20 protein-coding genes are annotated in these 17,727 nt (G+C 45.9%); 1 reads left to right on the top strand and 19 read right to left on the bottom strand.

Going from position 1 to position 17,727, the window contains the following annotated elements; genetic code table 11:
• Positions 1 to 18: 18 nt before the first annotated feature.
• From QSV55_RS04580 to QSV55_RS04500, 17 genes are all read right to left on the bottom strand, one after another.
• Positions 19 to 789 (bottom strand): YlmH family RNA-binding protein, encoded by a 771-nt coding sequence (locus tag QSV55_RS04580; protein WP_133451226.1) that lies wholly within the window; start codon positions 787 to 789, stop codon positions 19 to 21.
• A gap of 58 nt (positions 790 to 847) precedes the next feature.
• The gene (locus tag QSV55_RS04575) at positions 848 to 1,141 is read right to left on the bottom strand and encodes a YggT family protein (RefSeq protein ID WP_133451225.1); all 294 of its coding nucleotides are present in this window, start codon (positions 1,139 to 1,141) and stop codon (positions 848 to 850) included.
• Positions 1,138 to 1,626: a cell division protein SepF gene (locus QSV55_RS04570; RefSeq protein WP_133451224.1), complete on the bottom strand. Its 489-nt coding sequence runs from the start codon at positions 1,624 to 1,626 to the stop codon at positions 1,138 to 1,140. The genes QSV55_RS04575 and QSV55_RS04570 overlap by 4 nt, the downstream gene beginning before the upstream one ends.
• 9 nt (positions 1,627 to 1,635) lie before the next feature.
• On the bottom strand, positions 1,636 to 2,286 hold the full coding sequence (locus QSV55_RS04565; protein ID WP_289651049.1) for a YggS family pyridoxal phosphate-dependent enzyme: 651 nt from the start codon (positions 2,284 to 2,286) through the stop codon (positions 1,636 to 1,638).
• Complete coding sequence (gene pgeF / locus QSV55_RS04560; protein WP_289650874.1) at positions 2,286 to 3,038, bottom strand: peptidoglycan editing factor PgeF; 753 nt, start codon at positions 3,036 to 3,038, stop codon at positions 2,286 to 2,288. The genes QSV55_RS04565 and pgeF overlap by 1 nt, the downstream gene beginning before the upstream one ends.
• A 67-nt stretch (positions 3,039 to 3,105) precedes the next feature.
• Positions 3,106 to 4,269, bottom strand: coding sequence for a cell division protein FtsZ (ftsZ, locus tag QSV55_RS04555; protein WP_289650873.1), 1,164 nt, complete (start codon positions 4,267 to 4,269; stop codon positions 3,106 to 3,108).
• A gap of 29 nt (positions 4,270 to 4,298) precedes the next feature.
• Positions 4,299 to 5,648 carry a cell division protein FtsA gene (gene ftsA, locus QSV55_RS04550; protein ID WP_289650872.1) on the bottom strand — a complete coding sequence of 450 codons (1,350 nt, stop codon included), beginning with the start codon at positions 5,646 to 5,648 and terminating at the stop codon, positions 4,299 to 4,301.
• Between the two features lie 101 nt (positions 5,649 to 5,749).
• Positions 5,750 to 6,640 carry a cell division protein FtsQ/DivIB gene (locus tag QSV55_RS04545; protein WP_289650871.1) on the bottom strand — a complete coding sequence of 297 codons (891 nt, stop codon included), beginning with the start codon at positions 6,638 to 6,640 and terminating at the stop codon, positions 5,750 to 5,752.
• Positions 6,622 to 7,974, bottom strand: coding sequence for a UDP-N-acetylmuramoyl-L-alanine--D-glutamate ligase (murD, locus tag QSV55_RS04540; RefSeq protein WP_289650870.1), 1,353 nt, complete (start codon positions 7,972 to 7,974; stop codon positions 6,622 to 6,624). The genes QSV55_RS04545 and murD overlap by 19 nt, the downstream gene beginning before the upstream one ends.
• Before the next feature lies 1 nt (position 7,975).
• Positions 7,976 to 8,944 (bottom strand): phospho-N-acetylmuramoyl-pentapeptide-transferase, encoded by a 969-nt coding sequence (mraY, locus tag QSV55_RS04535; RefSeq protein ID WP_133451218.1) that lies wholly within the window; start codon positions 8,942 to 8,944, stop codon positions 7,976 to 7,978.
• 15 nt (positions 8,945 to 8,959) lie between these two features.
• Entirely contained in the window at positions 8,960 to 11,260 is a 2,301-nt protein-coding gene (locus QSV55_RS04530) for a penicillin-binding transpeptidase domain-containing protein (protein ID WP_289650869.1), read from the bottom strand.
• Positions 11,247 to 11,624, bottom strand: a complete 378-nt coding sequence (ftsL, locus tag QSV55_RS04525; RefSeq protein ID WP_133451216.1) for a cell division protein FtsL — start codon at positions 11,622 to 11,624, stop codon at positions 11,247 to 11,249. Before ftsL ends, QSV55_RS04530 begins: the two co-directional genes overlap by 14 nt.
• A gap of 11 nt (positions 11,625 to 11,635) precedes the next feature.
• Entirely contained in the window at positions 11,636 to 12,571 is a 936-nt protein-coding gene (gene rsmH, locus QSV55_RS04520) for a 16S rRNA (cytosine(1402)-N(4))-methyltransferase RsmH (protein WP_289650868.1), read from the bottom strand.
• 10 nt (positions 12,572 to 12,581) lie between these two features.
• A complete protein-coding gene (gene mraZ / locus QSV55_RS04515; protein ID WP_133451214.1) occupies positions 12,582 to 13,013 on the bottom strand; it encodes a division/cell wall cluster transcriptional repressor MraZ in 432 nt (143 codons plus the stop codon).
• Between the two features lie 137 nt (positions 13,014 to 13,150).
• Entirely contained in the window at positions 13,151 to 14,725 is a 1,575-nt protein-coding gene (gene bshC, locus QSV55_RS04510) for a bacillithiol biosynthesis cysteine-adding enzyme BshC (RefSeq protein WP_289650867.1), read from the bottom strand.
• A gap of 118 nt (positions 14,726 to 14,843) precedes the next feature.
• On the bottom strand, positions 14,844 to 15,017 hold the full coding sequence (gene rpmF / locus QSV55_RS04505; protein WP_133431044.1) for a 50S ribosomal protein L32: 174 nt from the start codon (positions 15,015 to 15,017) through the stop codon (positions 14,844 to 14,846).
• Between the two features lie 21 nt (positions 15,018 to 15,038).
• Complete coding sequence (locus tag QSV55_RS04500; RefSeq protein WP_289650866.1) at positions 15,039 to 15,533, bottom strand: YceD family protein; 495 nt, start codon at positions 15,531 to 15,533, stop codon at positions 15,039 to 15,041.
• A 123-nt stretch (positions 15,534 to 15,656) separates the two neighbouring features.
• Between QSV55_RS04500 and QSV55_RS04495 the strand changes: the two genes are divergently transcribed.
• Positions 15,657 to 16,712: a tRNA(Met) cytidine acetate ligase gene (locus QSV55_RS04495; RefSeq protein ID WP_289650865.1), complete on the top strand. Its 1,056-nt coding sequence runs from the start codon at positions 15,657 to 15,659 to the stop codon at positions 16,710 to 16,712.
• On the opposite strand, the gene coaD is transcribed toward QSV55_RS04495, so the two are convergent.
• Positions 16,687 to 17,175 carry a pantetheine-phosphate adenylyltransferase gene (coaD, locus tag QSV55_RS04490; RefSeq protein WP_133451210.1) on the bottom strand — a complete coding sequence of 163 codons (489 nt, stop codon included), beginning with the start codon at positions 17,173 to 17,175 and terminating at the stop codon, positions 16,687 to 16,689. The genes QSV55_RS04495 and coaD overlap by 26 nt on opposite strands.
• Positions 17,165 to 17,710, bottom strand: a complete 546-nt coding sequence (gene rsmD / locus QSV55_RS04485; protein ID WP_289650864.1) for a 16S rRNA (guanine(966)-N(2))-methyltransferase RsmD — start codon at positions 17,708 to 17,710, stop codon at positions 17,165 to 17,167. The genes coaD and rsmD overlap by 11 nt, the downstream gene beginning before the upstream one ends.
• Positions 17,711 to 17,727 lie beyond the last annotated feature (17 nt).

Below are 17,727 nucleotides of genomic sequence, written 5' to 3'. Positions count from 1 at the left end.
TTCCACTTTTTTTCACCTCTAATTGAACAACGTCTCAAACGTCACTCTGATTTTATCTTTTTTAGTACGATCACCTATCGAAGCTATTTTAGCACGGCCATAGCCTTTAATTGAAATTAAATCACTTTCTTCGACCGTAAAGCTCGTCTTTGTGATCACACTGTGATTGACTTTGACATGTTCTGCCTCTATCATCTTCTGAGCTACTGCGCGAGATTTACGCGTCAGCTGCTGAATGACCGCATCAAGCCTCAGACTCGCAATCGTCGTCGACTGTGTCTGATAATGCGCCTCTGACTGTATCATGTCAGTAAAAGGCACGGGCTCTAACTTGACCGCAGCACCTTTGATTTTTGTCAGCTCTCTTTGCAGGTAAAGCGCCATCTGATTCGTGACGACGAACTGAATCCGCGCGCTTACTCTGATATCTCCGAGCTGCTCACGCTTGATGCCGGTCTGCATGATCGACCCTAGCAGGTTGCGATGGGATAATGTGACAAATTTATCCGGATAATGAACTTCAATCAGCTGGCATTCGAAGTCTTCTTCAGCGGCCTCAAAATAATCAGGTGCTAATAGAGCACGCTGACGTTCACTCTGCTCATCGCCCCCGAAGCATGAGATATTGACACCTGCCTGCTTCGCAACGACTGAATAGATATACTGTTCACGTGGATCAAGAAAAGGGGTAAGAACAGGTGCATAGGTCTGGTCAACCCGCTCACAGAACTGCATGGCACTCCTGATGACAGCCTGCTCCTCGTTTCTGAAATGCTGCATGATATTCATTCTAACTGTCCTTTCAGATAAAAAAATAACCTCACCTGCATGAGATTATTTCCTCAAATTACATAAACATCGGTACGATAAACTGATTAAAGATAGCGACAAGCCCTCGCTGGAACATCTGCAGGACAAAGATCGCTACGATCGGTGAAAAATCGAACATGCCGAGCGGCGGGATGATCTTTCTGAAGATCTCAAGATAAGGCTCAACAAATCTGCTGATCCATTCGCCGATGAATGATTCTCTTAAGCCCGGTATCCACGACATAAAGATATAGATAATAATGGCGTAGAAATAAACCGTCAGTAAAAATAAGATGCCATTTAAGATAGCTGCAATAACCCCTAAGCTCATTCTTCCTCCTCTGGCGCATCCAGCATCTCAGTGATGCTGCCTGCCACCTCTACATTATCTGGTGTGCATAAGAATATATCCTGGCCGATACGCTGTATATCGCCCCCTATGGCATAGACCGTTCCGCTCAGAAAATCGATGATACGCTTCGCAGAGATCTTATCAATGCGCTGAAGGTTGACCAGGGTCGCCCTTCTGTTTTTTAGCTCATCTGCAATATCCTGTGTATCTGAAAATACTCGTGGTTCAAAGAGGCACATCTTTGAACTGGCAGATACAGGCTCCGGTTTGATGTTGACCACATTAGGTTTAACGACACGTTTTTCAGTCGTCTTGATCTGTTTCACAGGTGCAGGTGCTGACTGCTTCTGGACAGATTGTGCACGCAACCGCTCTTCTCTTGTATCCTCACTGCTATAAACTTCGTTTTCATTGTCTTCATCATCAATGACAAAGAATCCCTTAAATACATCTTTAATCGCCATGACAGCCTCCTATCCGACTAACTTAGTCCCAATTCTAATAAATGTTGACCCTTCACTGATGGCAGACAAGTAATCATTACTCATCCCCATCGACAGTTCTGTACACGGCGCATTCAGCTGGCCGAGTGCAGCGACCTTCTGCTGCAGTTGCTTCAGTTCAGCGAAGTATGTACGGAGCTGGGTCTGATCTTCAATATGTGGTGCCATCGTCATTAAACCGACGACCTCTATCTTCTCAAAATCCTTCAGGCCTTCGACAAAGGACATGACCTCCTCAGGTGCAAAACCATGTTTGGAGTCTTCACCTGCGACGTTGACCTGGACAAAACATCTGATCGTATGCACTGCGCGCTTCTCTATCTCATCAGCAAGCGACTGGCGGTCCAGTGAATGCAGGTAGTCGACTTCATTGATGACCTCTTTCACTTTTCGTGTCTGCAAAGAGCCGATAAAATGAAATGTCGCATCCTGCGGCAGGGCTGCTTTCTTTTCAAGAAACCCTTCAATCCGGTTCTCACCGAAATGTCTGAGACCCGCATCATATGCTTCTTGTGCTCGGTCTATTGTAACATATTTTGTCACGGCGATAACAGTGGGAGGGTGCGCTGTCACTGCCTCGATTTCCTCATTGATCGCCTTCAGATTGTCTTTTACATCCATCATTGTTCCCTCGTTCCTATAAAAGCTAGCATGCGGCCTGTCTTTCCTTTTTCAGTGCGATAAGAAAAGAAACGGTCGTCCTCTGCTGTACAGATGCCGCTGATGACAATTTGATCGCTGGGTATGCCTGCCTGTACCGCCAGCATTTTATTGATACCTTGCAGGTCGATTTTGTAGTTGCCGTTGTCTTTCAGCTCAAAATAGCGTTCAGTATCCGCGCTGAACTGTCCTTTAATGTCTGCATTCACTTCGTAGCAGTGCGCACAGATTGACGGGCCGATGACACAGTGTAAGTGCTCAGGTGACGGATAGGCTGCGATCAGTTTCTTGACGATCTCACCTTGTGTCCCGCGCCAGCCTGCATGTCCGAGTGCAATAAATCCATCCCGGTCCGAGTAAAGATAGACAGGGACACAGTCGGCAAAACACATCGTCAGGAGCACACCCTGGTCATACGTGTATAAGCCATCGATCCCATGCAGACTTTCTGTCAGTTCGCTGATATTCGTTCCTCTGTCAGCCCGCGTCACTTCCGCTATCTTGTTGCCATGCGTCTGGATCGGAAAAACCCAGTTCTCACGACTGAAATCGATCGCTTCAGCGAGACGCTGCTGATTCAGCATGACATTTTCAGCTTCATCATCGATATAGAGCGCCATATTCATCGCATCTGACGGATAAGGACTGACTCCGCCTTGTCTCTCTGTGATACCGATCACTTTATTATCAACTCGTTTAAGTTCTGTATACATCAGCTTCTCCTAACAAAAAAGGCCCCACGATCACCTGAGTGACGATAGGACCGATTGAATAGTCTGGTTATCTTCTTGTACGGCGTGAGCGAGAACGGTCACGTAAAAAGCTTGGTACATCGAGGTCACTGTCACGTGATTCAGTCTGTTTAGGCTGGGATTGAGTCTGTGGTTGTGACTGCGAATAAGAAGGCTGTACGTATGAAGTCTGCTGTGACTCATAGCGCTCTTCTCTTGGCGTTTCTCTTACCGGCGCACTCGTCGTCGGACGGACCGGCTTATCATTGAATCCTGTCGCAATCACAGTGACAACGATTTCATCCTGCAGTTCAGGGTTGATGACTGTACCGAAAATCATGTTGACATCTTCATCTGCTGCATCCTGAACGATGTTGGCAGCTTCCTGTGCTTCGAACAGTGACAGCGATTCGCCGCCTGTGATATTCATCAGGACACCTTGTGCACCGACGATTGAAGTCTCAAGAAGAGGTGAAGAGATGGCTTTCTTAGCGGCTTCCATTGCACGGTTCTCACCCGAAGCGACACCGATACCCATCAATGCTGAACCTTGGTTGGACATGATCGTTTTAACGTCAGCGAAGTCCAGGTTGACTTCACCGGATACTGCGATCAAGTCAGAGATACCTTGTACCCCTTGGCGTAAGACATTGTCTGCCTCTTTGAAGGCTTCCATCATCGGTGTTGATTTATCGACGATATCAAGTAAACGGTCATTCGGGATAACGATCAGTGTATCGACAGCTGCTTTCATCGCCTCTACACCAGCTGCTGCCTGTGTCTGACGTTTACGGCCTTCAAATGAGAATGGACGAGTCACGACACCGACTGTCAGCGCGCCCATTTCTTTAGCAATCTTGGCCACGACCGGCGCTGCACCCGTACCTGTACCACCGCCCATACCAGCAGTGACGAATACCATATCCGCACCTTGGATGGCATCTTCTATCTGTTCGCGTGATTCTTCAGCGGCTTTTTTACCGATCTCAGGATTGGCACCCGCTCCTAATCCACGCGTTAATTTCTCACCGATCTGAATTTTTGATGAGGCTTTTGATAAGTTTAATGCTTGGCCATCAGTATTAATTGCGATGAATTCAACATTGTTCATACCGTGTTCAATCATTCGGTTGACTGCGTTATTACCGCCTCCACCGACACCAATGACTTTTAATGTAGCCAGATGATTAAATCCTTGTTCAAATTCCAACATTCCCTTTTCCTCCTATACTGTAATGGCCATTATTCAAATAATGATTTCATGATTTTTTTCATTAATCCTGGTTGTTCTTCTTTTACTTCTTCATCAATATCGTCAGATTTAACAGTCACTGTTTCACCTGATTCGACATTGACCTGACTTTTTCGTTTAAATAAACCTTTAGCTGGTTTGGATTTTTCCTCGGAAACTGTGTACTGTTCTTCCACAGGTGTTTCATGATTATTAATTGTAACATAATCAAGAAGTTCATCAAAGTTAATACCACTTGAGATGGTCGCGATTGCTGAGGAGAATTCAGGCTTTCTGATGCCCATCTGAGTCGGTATATGGACGCGGACCTTCTCATTCACCATGTCCTGCAGCAGGTCTTTGATGCCGAGCATATTGGCCGTGCCGCCGGTGATGACAAAACCGCCGTTCACTTTATCAATGCCCATTTCCTGCAGCAGCTCGAATACTTCCTCATAGATTTCTTCGACACGCGCTTCGATGAAATCGCTGAGTTCTTTCTGATTGAAAGCCGCTTCTTCCTCTTTATCGTTCTGAGTGACATGAAATACGTCCTGTTCGCTTGCGTTATCATAAAACGCATGACCGTACTGCTCTTTGATGCGCTCCGCTTTATCGTAGGAAGTGTTCAGGGCCTGCGCGACATCGTTTGTAATGTGGCTGCCTGCGACCGGAATGCTGTCCGCATCAAATAATGCACCCCGCTCATAGAAGGCGACCTGCGTCAGCTGGTCACCGATATCAATGACGCAGGCACCGAGTTCAACTTCAGTCGGTGTCAGAATATGGGTATAGTTGAAGGCATCTGAATAGACATCCAGCACTTCGACACCACATGCTTCCACACATCTTAAAGTATTGACGAGCAGAGAGCGATTGATGGTGATCACACCTGCATCAACAGCGAGACTCTGAGTGGCTACCATCTCTTTCGGATCGCTGACTTCATGAATATCGTCGACGATGAAGAGTTTCGGATAGACACCGATGATCTCTGTGTTGTCTGCCTGATATTTATCACGAACTGAATCAAGGACATCTTCTATATGCTGGCCTGTGATCTCAGTCGATTCGCCGTTGAACTGAATCGCATTCTCAATATCAAGGATCTCTGTATGAATAACCGGCATCTTGACAAAGACTTCTTTAATGTCGACACCAGAAGCAATCTTGGCTTTTTTAAGTGCATCTGAAATCGCTTGCTTCGCGACATCAAAATCATCGATGACGCCACGTTTGATCCCATCTGTGAATGTCTGGCCTGTGCCTATGACGTTAATTCCGTTATGAAACTTCTCGCCAACAACCACCTTTACACTCGCTGAGCCGATATCTATGGCTACATAGTAATGTTCTTCCATTCTATAGGCACCCCTTTTTTCTAATTTTTACACTATTTTAAGTTTACATGATTCATACGTCATTGTGAACAAAAAAACGGTTTTACACCTCATATATTGCTTCATCCTTGTTCAGCAGTCTTGCTCTCTTTCTGCCGTTCCAGTTTCTTTTTGAGAGACTGCATTTTATCATCGTGTTTTTTCTTGTCCCGTTCTTTCTTCGCTTCTATTTCACTTTCAATTTCAAGCCGCTTCTCTTCCGCTTTTTTTGATTCATATGGAATAAAGACGGCCCCTATCTCCAGATCAATGATACCTGGTTTGATCAGATTGCCGTTAGAGTCTCGAGGAATATCCTTCATCATACCCGGATAATAGTTGAGCTTGTCGCCCATCGTTCGTAAATCACCGATCACTTCCAGCCCATCGTTCATAAAGATCTGAACACGGGCAGAAGCCTCACGATTAGGCAGAAAGTTGATTTCAGACATGTTATTGCGGATGGACTCTTCTGTCCGGTTGAGGATATCAATCATCCTTACCCTGTCACTGCCTTCAAAGTCATTCAAGATCGGACCCGATTTATCAGCCTGCTGATTTTTCAGGATCTGGCCGTTTTCGAGCACCGGATGATAGGTGCTGCCATCAGCGACGATGGCACGCACCGCATATTCCTGTATGTTCACATCGACCTGATTCGGGAAATGACGCTGAATCTCTACGTTTTTCACGCCGTCCTGCAGCCGGAGGTTCTGCTCCATCTCAGTGACGGGCAGTGTATAGATGCGGCTGTTCTTCCCTATATCCAGTATTTCGCTGACATTCTTATCAGTAATCAGATGATTGCCTGCAATCTTCACGTCTTTGACATAGCTGATGCCTGTAAACATATACAGAAGGACTAACGTGACCATACAGATCACCGCCATAAAAATAGCGAACTGGATTCTATGTTTTCTTTTTCTTTTCTGACGTCCACCTTGTTTCAGCTGCTTTAATCGTTCATCTGACATATGACACCGACCTGTCTGATGAACTCATCACCGCGCACTTCAAATGTCTTGTATTGATCCCAGCTGGCACAGGCCGGACTAAGCAGGACTACCTCTCCGGCCTTCGTATAGTCTGCCGTCTGATTGACCGCATCTTTCACGTCCTGACAGATGGTATACATAATGCCGTGCTGTTCAGCAAATAACTTCAACTTCTCAGTGGTCTCACCGACAATATACATCCGTTTCACCCGCTCGACATGCCGGTCTAAATCTTCAAAGCCATTGCCCCGGTCGAGCCCGCCGCAGATCCAGTGTACCGGTTCATTAAAGGCGTCAAGGGCAAATGACGCAGCGAGTGTATTGGTCGCTTTGGAGTCATTGTAGTAGCGCACCCCGTTATGTGCTGTCACAAACTCCAGTCGATGGCTGATGCCTTTGAATGTTGTCAGCGTCTTAATGATCGCTTCGTTGTGGAGCCCTGCGAGTTTACAGGCTGCTACACTGACCAGCACATTCTCGAGGTTATGCTTACCTGGCAGAACAATATCCTTTACATCAATGATGAATTCATTTCTGAAATAAACTTTGTCCGCTTTAATATAGCTGCCGTTGGTCTCTTGTGACGTCGAGAAGTAAATAACCTGACTTTTTATGTCGCTGTCATCCAATAAGGCCTTCTGGTCAGAATTGAAGATGAGGAAATCTTCAGCTCTCTGGTTTTTAAAGATATTCATTTTGGCGCGGACATATTCATCCTGCGTGCCATGATAATCCAGATGCGCGGAATAAATATTCGTGATGATGGCGATGTGCGGCCGGTAGGTCTGAATCCCCATCAGCTGGAAGGATGAGAGCTCCGTCAGCATATAGTCCTCCGGTGCTGTTTCCTGCGCCACTTTTGAGGCGACGTATCCGATATTACCGCTCAGATGCCCTTTCACGTCACTCTGCTTGAACATATCGCCGATAAGTGAAGTGACCGTCGTTTTACCGTTGGTCCCTGTGATGGCTATCGTGCGTCCCTCATGGATGCGATAAGCGAGTTCCACTTCAGTGATAATCGGAATGCTGCGTCTGCTAGCCTCCTGCAGAATTTCTATCTGGTAAGGGATGCCCGGATTTTTGACGATCAGGTCAGTGTCATCCAGCAGCGAAAGCGGATGGCCTTGATCAATGACGCGCACACCAAGCGTCCGCAGCGCCTGCGCATCCTCACTCGTTTCAAGTGAGCCCCCGTCATTGACGACCACAGTCGCCCCTAATTTCAATAATAGTTTAGCCGTCTCATAACCACTTTTCGCAAGGCCGAGCACAAGGACGTGCTGACCTTGATAATCTGTCACGTTTTTCATATTAGTTCACTCCTAAATAAATACCGATCAAGCCGCTGATTAAGCCGACTGCCCAGAAGACGAGGACAATCTTCCACTCGCTCCAGCCGCCCAGTTCAAAATGGTGATGAAGCGGGCTCATACGGAAAATACGTTTGCCGGTTAACTTGAATGAGGCCACCTGCAGCATCACTGATAATGTTTCTGCTACGAACATCAGGCCGATGAAAAGAAGCGTCAGTTCCTGGTTCAGCATAATTGAGACAGTGGCGATGATGCCGCCGAGGGCAAGGGATCCGGTGTCTCCCATAAAAAGCTTGGCTTTATTTTTATTGTAGAGGAGAAACCCTGCCAAGCTGCCGATCAGAATCAGTGTGAAGAGCATGATGCCTGCCTGCTGCTGTACAGCAGCCAGATAGGCATAGCAGCCGAAAGCAATGATGGACAGCCCGGTCGCCAGACCATCAACACCGTCTGTCAGGTTGACCGCGTTAGAGAAACCGACCTGCCAGAAAATGATGAACACAATATACAGAATACCTAACGGTAACCCTGCATCAGTGAATGGAATGTTGACTGTTGTACTGATTTCAAGCAGCCCTAGAAAACGGCTGACAGAATAGAACAATACAGCAATCAGAATCTGCAAGAGAAACTTCTGCTTTGATGTCAGACCCTGATTATGCTTTTTCACCACAATGATATAGTCATCGATAAAACCGATAAGCCCGAAACCAAGTGTCACTAATATCAGCAGTATGATGGGACCACGGTCTTCCACAAACAGCAGGGCGATCAGGCTCAGCAGTAAAGTGCTCAGCAGAAAAGTCAGCCCTCCCATAGTCGGTGTTCCACTTTTCTTCATATGGCTTTGAGGTCCTTCCTGGCGAATGGACTGGCCGAACTTCAAGCGTTTCAGTAAGGGGATAAAGATCGGCACGAGGATAGCGGTCAGAATAAAAGCACTCAGTGCAAAAATAATTGTCTTCATATTAGTTTTAGGCGGCTAGTCGGTAGCCGCTTTCTCCTTTGTAGTTTTTGACTCCTTGGCCTGTGCAGATGTCTGTTCTTCAGACTGTTTCTTCGACTGGTCGACTTCTTTCTGCAAGGCGTTTTCTTCATCTTTACGTTCGGCATCAATTATCTGGTCATAAGCCGGTGACTGTTTCAACGGGTCCAGTGAATCCATATTAACGACGATCTCCTGACCTTTTTTAACAGCTGTACCGGCAGGAACGGATTGCTTAATGACATAGCCGCTGCCGTCAAACTTAATCGAGGCGCCCGTCAATGTCTCAAGTGCATTAAGTTCACGTTTAGACCAGCCGGAGAGATCAGGCAGGGTGATATCACCTGAAGTCAGGAGCAGTACCTTGCTTCCTTCAAGCATGTGGCCGGATGCGGGCTGTGTCGCCACCACCTGGTCACCCGTACCCAGTACCACCGGCTTCAGGTTTCTCGCTTCGATTTCAGATACCGCTTTATCCGTGCTGTCATTGAGAACAACCGGCACCTCAGCCGTCGTCACCTTATCGTTTTTCTTTGAACCGGACGAGACATCGAGGTATTTCAGCGTATTCTCCATCAATGGCTTGTAGCCTTGTGAGACACCTATATTATACGCTTCTGCGTCGTTTTTCTGGGCTAAAGACATCCCCATATAGACGATGACTCTCGGCTTGTCTGCGGGCGCATAACCCATGAAGCTGACGAAATACGGGTTCGGTCCCTGCACGTAGCCGCCGTTTTCTGTGTCAGCGACTTGTGCTGTCCCGGTCTTCCCGGCGATCTGATAATCATCTATCCGGTAATTAAACGCATGCATCTCAGAACCGTAAACAACATCTTTTAATTCCCGCATTGTTTTTTTAGCTGTATCGGCTGTGATCGGCTGACCGACCACTTCTCTCTTACCTTTTATAACGACTGAGCGGTCGGGAGAAGTCACAGACTGAACGATATAAGGTTTCAACATCTGACCTTCATTCAGGATAGCGGACTCCGCCTGAACCATCTGTACAGGCGTCACTGTCGTGGACTGACCGAAAGCCGAAACTTTCTGGCTCAGCGGGTCTCCCCACGAAATATTCCCTGCCGGTTCGCCGTCAAAGAGCACGCCGGTCTTCTTACCGAAGCCGAATTTTTCATAGTACTTCTTCATTTTATCAATGCCGACTTCGTCCTGCAGTTTCATCATCAGGACGTTCGAGGACAGCTGAAAGCCTTGATTCATGGAAATCTTGCCCCAGCCGACATCGTTCCAGTCGGAAATCTCGTGGCCTTCAATCTTCCTTGTCCCTGACATATATTTCTTCTGACGCTCATACTTACCTTCTTGGATAGCTGCAGCAAGTCCGAATGTCTTGAATGTTGAGCCGGGCTCATAGGTATTCTGGAATAAATCATTCTGCCATTTATCACCAAAACCTTCTCTTGTCTCAGGATTAAATGTCGGACGCTGACTGAAGCCCAGTATTTCTCCTGTCTTCGCATCAGCTACGACCGCAAAGACATCCTTCGGTTTATAGCGCTTCACCATTTTATCCATCGCATCTTCAACAAATATCTGGATATTCTTATCGATGGTCAGATGCACATCATCGCCGTCGACTGCCGGCTTGACATTCCCTGAGTTAGGCAGCACGTATTGCCAGATATCCTGGTTGAATGAGGTCCTGCCGGGCTGTCCGGACAGATAAGTATTAAAGACCTTCTCAATCCCGAGCATCCCTTCAATCTGCCCTGTATCCGGATTTTTTTCTGCGAATCCTATCGTGTGTGAGGCAAAGTTGCCGTTCGGATAGAAACGCTTCTTCTCTGCGAAGAACGTCAGGCCGGGCAATTTCAATGCCTCGATCTTCTTCTTCTGTGCATAGGTCAGATCTCTGCCTGCTTTGCCGAATTCAACCTGGAACGCTTTCTTTGTTGATAGCTTAGCACGTATCTCCTTCTCCGGCATGTCGATGATTTTCGCCAGGGCATGAGACGTCTTCTTGACATCCACCACATGCGCAGGCGACTGATCGGTGTTCTTCATATTTTTATCCAGGACTGCAATCAGTTTGTAGGAGTTGACATCCTGGGCAAGGATTTGCCCGTTGCGGTCATAAATATTGCCGCGTCTAGGCTGGTTGATGATACTTCTCGCATATTTCTCACTCGCTTTAAGCACAAGATCCTGTCCGGATGATGTGCCTGTCAGCATCACAAAGGAATATCTAAAAATCAACAGAAAAAAGAGCAGTCCGAATAACAAAACCAGAAGGACTGCTCCTATTTTATTTTTCTTTATTTTAATTGCTGCCATCTTTTTGCACGACCTTTACGTTATCATTTTTCAAGCTCAGGCCGTAACCTTGTGCTTTACTATAGATACGTTCGTAAGATGATTGCTTCATTGCTTCAGATTTTAATTCGCCGTTGATATCTTTCTGGTGAATAATTTCAGACTGTGTTGTTGCAATTTTGCTATTCATATCATACGCATCATACTTTAAAGATAGCATATAACTACTGACCAGTGCAATCAATGCCACAAGGACTAAGTAGACCATTTTTTCTAATTTGGATAATGAAACAACATGGGTTTTTGTTGCCGTTTTGGTTTTAGTTTTAACGGGTGTGTCATACGCTTGGTCAAAGACATTTCTGTTTACATATTCAGCTGCCATGTTGTCACCTCTTATTTTAATACTTCCACTACTCTGAGCTTCGCACTTCTCGCTCTATTATTGGCAGTCAATTCTTCTGCAGAAGATTCAACAGGTTTGCGGTTGACAAGTTTCAGCTTCGGCTTGAATTCCTCCGGTATAACCGGCAATCCTCGCGGCACATCAGGCCCCTTTCCATATTCGCGGAAAATCTGTTTACACATCCGGTCCTCCAAGGAATGGAACGTGATGACGGAGATACGTCCGCCTACTTTAACTGAATCAATCGCCTGTTCAATTGATGATTCAAATGCACCTAGTTCGTCATTGACAGCTATCCGGATGGCCTGAAAGACTCTTTTCGCCGGGTGTCCGCCCTTACGTCGTGCAGGGGCCGGAATACTTTCTTTGATGAGATCAACAAGCTGTGCTGTCGTTTCAATCGGTTGTGTTTCTCTTGTTTTTTCAATATTTCTTGCTATTTGTTTAGAAAACTTTTCTTCTCCGTAACGATAAAAGATGGATACGAGTTTTTCGTACGGCCATTCATTGACCACTTCATAAGCTGATAAGTCCTGGGTGCGGTCCATACGCATATCCAGTCGTGCGTCCTGATGATAGCTGAAGCCTCGCTCAGCATCATCCAGCTGCGGACTTGATACACCAAGGTCATAGAGAATGCCGTCTACTTTATCGATATTCAGTTCATCAAGAACCGTCCGTAAATGACGGAAATTATTTTTAACGAGTGTAACCTTATGTAAATGTTCTTTAAGTACTTCTTTGGCATTATCCAGTGCAGTATCATCCTGATCGATTGCAATCAGTCTGCCTGAATCCGATAGCTGCTGAACCAGATAGAGACTATGGCCTGCACCACCTAATGTACAATCGACATAAACGCCGTCTTTCTTGATATCCAGCATATCGACTGTTTCATTTAATAATACGGTGATGTGATGGAACATATTCTACCTCCTAAAAATCTATATCAATCAGCTCTTCAGCAATTTCTGAATAATGGGGTTCAGTTTCCTCATAGAATTTCTGCCATTCAGCGCGGTCCCACACTTCAATCCGGGTCGAGACGCCGACGACGATACATTCTTTAGATAGACCCGCATACTCTCTCAGGTTAGCCGGGATATTGATGCGTCCCTGTTTGTCCAGTTCAACTTCAACTGCTCCTGAGAAAAACAACCTCATAAATTTACGAGCGTCTTTTTTCGTAATCGGGAGAGAGGTAAGCTTCTCTTCGATCTTCTGCCATTCAGCAAGTGTATAACCGAACAGACAGCGATCAAGACCACGTGTAATCACGAAATGTTCTGATAATTCATCACGGAATTTGGCCGGGACAATGAGTCGTCCCTTCGCGTCCATCTGGTGTGAATATTCTCCCATGAACATCGCTATCACCTCGTCTCCCTAATAATTTACCATACGTCCCCACTTTTCACCACAAATTATATAAAAAATCCCACAACTATTTTAAAAAAAATAAAAAAACCATTTTACATATATGTAAAATGGTTTATACAAGCCTATTAGATTTCTAGAACCTGATGGTCTAAAGTATAGTGAACGCTTTCAATGACGTCATCAAAAAGCGCAAGTGAATAATTATTCAGCATGACTAACGGATGCCACGTGCGTTCCTGCAGACCGCCTCTTGGATGAAGATGTGCGTCGATTTCATTATAGTGCTGCAGAACGGTTTTATTGCGTTGATGGAGCTCTTTATTATAGGCCTTTTTCAAGTAATCCACTTGCTTCAGATGATGCTTTAAATTAGCTGCGATCAGACGGCTGACCTGCTCACTCTCAGCAAGTTGCATCATCTCCTCATAAGAGGACTCTAAATCCTGAGTTGTCTGGTAAAGTGTCTCAAACAACGCTGTGTTCGCATCCTGCTGCAGAAAATGGTCGCTCTGCTCCTGCAAGCCGTGCGTGACGACTTCTGCTAGAGGCAGTTCATAACGCTCCAGCAGTTTACGCATACGTGCATCCAGATAAGTGATGCGCAGACGAGGCATGACAATCGGCATCTCGCGCTCTGCAAAGCGGAAGACTGAATGCAGTTCGCCCCAGTATCTGACTTCAGCAGGTCCGCCGATAAAAGCCAGGGTGTTGAACAACTGTTCTTCCATCAGGGGTCTTGTTACCACGTTATTGCTGAAGCGTTCAGGTGAATGCTCAATCAGTGAACGGATCTCTTCTTTCGTGAAACTGTCATCTGATTTACTTAGATAATAACGGCCGTCTACTTCATTCAGCAGCTGACGTTTACCATCTACAGACATGAACAAGTGCACATTTGTCGTCGTCTCAATGGAGTAGGAATCCATCTTGCGCTGACCTTCCTGGAAAGCAGCATCAATCTCTGCATGATGATCAAACATCCAGAGCAGCTGATCTTTTTCCAGCTGTCTCAGTTCAGCATCTGCACTGTCAATCAGGATCAGGCCATAGTTTTTAAACAGTTCATGAATTAAGTGCTTGAAATGAGCCGTCCAGTTTAACGGCAGCTGCATCAATTGATTGTAGAGCGTCTGCGTGCGTTCTGTTTCATGCAGCTGACTGATGAAGGCTGTAACTGTGGCTGCCATCTCCTCTTCAGTCAAGTCGAAATGCGAGACGGAATCTTCTGCTTCACGCTTGGTAGCCACTTTCAATTTCTCCATACGACGCTGACTTTCATTGTAGAGATAAGCATGATTGACTTCACTGAAATCATGGTCCTCACCTGCTATCCAGAAGACCGGAACAATTTGAGTGCCCAGCGCTTGAGACTGTTCTTCTGCCAGTACGATGATTGAGATGATTTTATGTATGGTGTAGAGCGGACTGATAAACAAGCCTGCCTGCTGTCCCCCGACGACCACTTGATGACCTGCGCGTAGTGCGCTGAGATTGTCACGCTGGGAAACGGACAGCTCAAGGTCAGACATATAGTTTTCAATGACCTGGCCAAGCTTTTCAGAATGTGGATGAGGCGCAATCTGATGACGCTTCTCATAGATGCCAGGTTCCTGCAGCGCATAATCATAACTGTGGAAGTCACCTGCTGCATATTTACCTAGAAAACTCTGTCGGTCATCTTGAACGGTTGATATCTTCATGAGTCGAACTCCTTCATATTATTCTGTTCACAATTATAAAGATTTAAAATCCATATTACAATGTAGTTGCTTAAACATAAAAAAAGCCCTTATTTCTCTTCAGAAATAAGGGAATGTATTACTTAGCGACTACTTCTTTACCGTTGTAAGCGCCACATGATGGGCATACACGGTGTGATAATTTCATTTCGCCACAGCTTGAGCATTCTACCATACCTGGTACTGAAATTTTGAAGTGCGTACGACGTTTTCTTTTTGCTGTTTTAGATGTTCTTCTTTTTGGTACTGCCATGTTTTTCTCCTCCTCTACATATTAAAGCAGATCCTGCAATTTAGCGAGACGCGGATCGACAGCAGGTTTCTGCTGAAGCTGATCCTCGTTAACAACTTCCCAGCCTTTTCCTTCCGTCAGAGACATTTCAGAGTCTTCTTTAACGGCACGGACAGGCTTTTCGAGTACAACCAATTCTTCAACGACAGGTCTCAGATCGATCATGCCGTTGATGATTTCATGACGGTTCAATTCCTCGTCTAGATCAAAATCATTCATATCGAATACTTCCAGCGACTCAATATGAATAGGAACTTCAACAGGGTCAAGGGTTCTAGCATCTTCCATCACAAAATGACCTGTGATCAGAATATCTGCATAGACTTCCTTCGACTTAGTGGTCAAAGTACCTTCTACATGAATCGGTGATAAGTCAATCAACTGAAGATTATCAATAAGATGCGGAAATTCGACATCATTCTCAAACTGAAGTGGTGCATCCTGGTGTTTACGAAGTTGATTAATAGACCATTTCATAGGTTTCACCTCTTACAAACACAAAATTTATTTTAACTTCAAACTATATACTTTGTCAAGATTTTTTCTTAACAGTATATTCTGATACAATGTTCATTATAACGACAACAGGAGTGAATATCAATGAAGTCAGTCGCTATCATCGCTGAATATAATCCCTATCATAACGGGCATCAGTACCATGCGGAAATGGCGCGTCAGAAAAGTCAGGCGGACATTGTGATCGCCATTATGAGCGGACAGTTCACACAGCGCGGCGCACCTGCGATCTTCAGTAAGTTCGCCCGTGCAGAGTCAGCACTTAAGGGCTGCGATCTCGTTGTGGAGCTGCCCCAGTTCTATGCGCTCAGCTATGCTGACGACTTCGCCTATGGTGGAATCAGGACGGCTGAGCTTCTGGGCTGTGACGCCCTGGCGTTCGGCGCAGAATGTGATGACCTTGAAATGCTCACAGCTGAGGCGTACCGTGTAAAAACAGTCGATGTTAAAAGCGGGAGAAGCTATGCGCAGATGACGGGGGATCAAGCTTTCTCGCAGCCGAACAACATCCTTGCCATGCAATATATCAAAGCAGCTGACAGCAGACTGGAGCTGATACCGGTCAAGCGTATAGAGAACCATTATCATGACACTCAGCTGACGGGGCGTATTGCCAGTGCTACCGCTATACGCCGGGCAATCGCAGCAGGACATGATTTCTCTATGGCAGTACCCGCAGCTATCGATGCATCTCTTGCAGTCAGCTGGGAGGATTTCTTTCCGCTGCTGAAATATAAAATCATCAGTCACACGGCTGAAGAGCTGAGAAATATTTATATGATGACTGAAGGCCTGGAGAACAGACTGAAATCCCGTATCAATGCGTCACAGGACTTCGAGAGCTATATGCAGGCCATCAAGACGAAGCGCTATACGTATACACGTCTGCAGCGTCTCCTCGCCTGCACGCTGCTCAATATTACAGGCAGGCAGGCCATCACTGATATACGGGTTCTGGCGATGAATGACAAGGGCCGGGCCTATATCAAGGGACTTCCCCATGTACACACCAACATCAATAAAAAAAATGCATCGCTCTTCCCACTGGAAATCCGAGCGACGCAGATCTATAATCTCGTATCAGGCGACAGAAGAAATGATTTCAACACACCTGTTATTTATCAGCGAACTTCTTTTTAAGCGCTTCTTCAACATGCGGCGGGACAATTTCACTTACACTGCCACCGTATTTAGCGACTTCTTTCACGATGCTTGAACTGATAAAAGAGTAATGGTTATTCGTCATCATATAAAGCGTCTCTATATCATCATTCAGTTTCTTGTTCATACTTGTCAGCTGCATCTCGTACTCAAAGTCACTGACAGCACGCAGACCTCGGACAATCGTCTGAGCCCCTATATTCTCACAGTGCGTGATAAGAAGACCTGAGAAGTAGTGAACCTGGACGTTCGGCCAGGCAGCAGTCGCTTCCTTGATGAGTGCCAGGCGCTCATCCATTGAAAACAGTCCTGCTTTACTAGAATTATGCAAAACGGAGACATGGACCTCATCAAAGATCTTCGCGCTTCTTTCGATGATATCCAGATGGCCGAGGGTAATGGGATCAAAGCTGCCAGGTACGACTGCTCGTCTAATCGTCATGTTGAACTCCTTTTAATATACTTATTTTAACTGTCCCGTATATCTCTTCTTTAATAAGCGAGAAAGAACGCGGGTTCACCCTTTCATCTTTGCCACATTCGCACATAATGAGCCCATCCGGCTTGAGCAGCTGGAATGCCTCTATCTGTTCCAGTGCTTGATTCAGCAGCCCTTTCTGATACGGCGGATCCAGAAAGATGATATCGAACTTAATATCACGTTTCTTCAGTGCTTTTAATGCACGGAAAGCGTCATTGCGATATACTTCTACTTGTTCATCGATCGCTTCAATATTCTTACGGATGGCGGTGACTGCTTCTTTCGAGCCATCTACGAATATAACAGACTCAAGGCCGCGGCTCAAGCCTTCAATACCCAGGCCGCCGCTGCCTGCAAAGAGATCCAGGCCCATACCATCAAGCGGTCCTAGAATATTGAAGATGTTCTCTTTGATCTTATCTGTCGTCGGTCTCGAGGTCATGCCGGGTGCCGCTTCAATCTTGAGTTTCTTATATTTACCTGCTATTACACGCACGTTTACACCTACCTAAA

The organism is Macrococcus bovicus (assembly GCF_030376725.1).
Taxonomy (GTDB): Bacteria; Bacillota; Bacilli; order Staphylococcales; family Staphylococcaceae; genus Macrococcus; species Macrococcus bovicus.
This window is presented reverse-complemented; position numbering and strand designations above follow the sequence as displayed.

What these genes read in the sequence shown, in the direction of transcription:
- murD (WP_289650870.1), bottom strand. Translation starts at nt 7,974, where the DNA reads ATGAAAAACGTGACAGATTATCAAGGTCAGCACGTCCTTGTGCTCGGC.
- mraY (WP_133451218.1), bottom strand. Translation starts at nt 8,944, where the DNA reads ATGAAGACAATTATTTTTGCACTGAGTGCTTTTATTCTGACCGCTATC.
- bshC (WP_289650867.1), bottom strand. Translation starts at nt 14,725, where the DNA reads ATGAAGATATCAACCGTTCAAGATGACCGACAGAGTTTTCTAGGTAAA.
- QSV55_RS04570 (WP_133451224.1), bottom strand. Translation starts at nt 1,626, where the DNA reads ATGGCGATTAAAGATGTATTTAAGGGATTCTTTGTCATTGATGATGAA.
- QSV55_RS04545 (WP_289650871.1), bottom strand. Translation starts at nt 6,640, where the DNA reads ATGTCAGATGAACGATTAAAGCAGCTGAAACAAGGTGGACGTCAGAAA.
- QSV55_RS04580 (WP_133451226.1), bottom strand. Translation starts at nt 789, where the DNA reads ATGAATATCATGCAGCATTTCAGAAACGAGGAGCAGGCTGTCATCAGG.
- ftsA (WP_289650872.1), bottom strand. Translation starts at nt 5,648, where the DNA reads ATGGAAGAACATTACTATGTAGCCATAGATATCGGCTCAGCGAGTGTA.
- rsmH (WP_289650868.1), bottom strand. Translation starts at nt 12,571, where the DNA reads ATGTTCCATCACATCACCGTATTATTAAATGAAACAGTCGATATGCTG.
- QSV55_RS04530 (WP_289650869.1), bottom strand. Translation starts at nt 11,260, where the DNA reads ATGGCAGCAATTAAAATAAAGAAAAATAAAATAGGAGCAGTCCTTCTG.
- ftsL (WP_133451216.1), bottom strand. Translation starts at nt 11,624, where the DNA reads ATGGCAGCTGAATATGTAAACAGAAATGTCTTTGACCAAGCGTATGAC.
- rpmF (WP_133431044.1), bottom strand. Translation starts at nt 15,017, where the DNA reads ATGGCAGTACCAAAAAGAAGAACATCTAAAACAGCAAAAAGAAAACGT.
- pgeF (WP_289650874.1), bottom strand. Translation starts at nt 3,038, where the DNA reads ATGTATACAGAACTTAAACGAGTTGATAATAAAGTGATCGGTATCACA.
- mraZ (WP_133451214.1), bottom strand. Translation starts at nt 13,013, where the DNA reads ATGTTCATGGGAGAATATTCACACCAGATGGACGCGAAGGGACGACTC.
- QSV55_RS04500 (WP_289650866.1), bottom strand. Translation starts at nt 15,533, where the DNA reads ATGAAATGGTCTATTAATCAACTTCGTAAACACCAGGATGCACCACTT.
- QSV55_RS04575 (WP_133451225.1), bottom strand. Translation starts at nt 1,141, where the DNA reads ATGAGCTTAGGGGTTATTGCAGCTATCTTAAATGGCATCTTATTTTTA.
- ftsZ (WP_289650873.1), bottom strand. Translation starts at nt 4,269, where the DNA reads ATGTTGGAATTTGAACAAGGATTTAATCATCTGGCTACATTAAAAGTC.
- QSV55_RS04565 (WP_289651049.1), bottom strand. Translation starts at nt 2,286, where the DNA reads ATGGATGTAAAAGACAATCTGAAGGCGATCAATGAGGAAATCGAGGCA.
- coaD (WP_133451210.1), bottom strand. Translation starts at nt 17,175, where the DNA reads ATGACGATTAGACGAGCAGTCGTACCTGGCAGCTTTGATCCCATTACC.
- QSV55_RS04495 (WP_289650865.1), top strand. Translation starts at nt 15,657, where the DNA reads ATGAAGTCAGTCGCTATCATCGCTGAATATAATCCCTATCATAACGGG.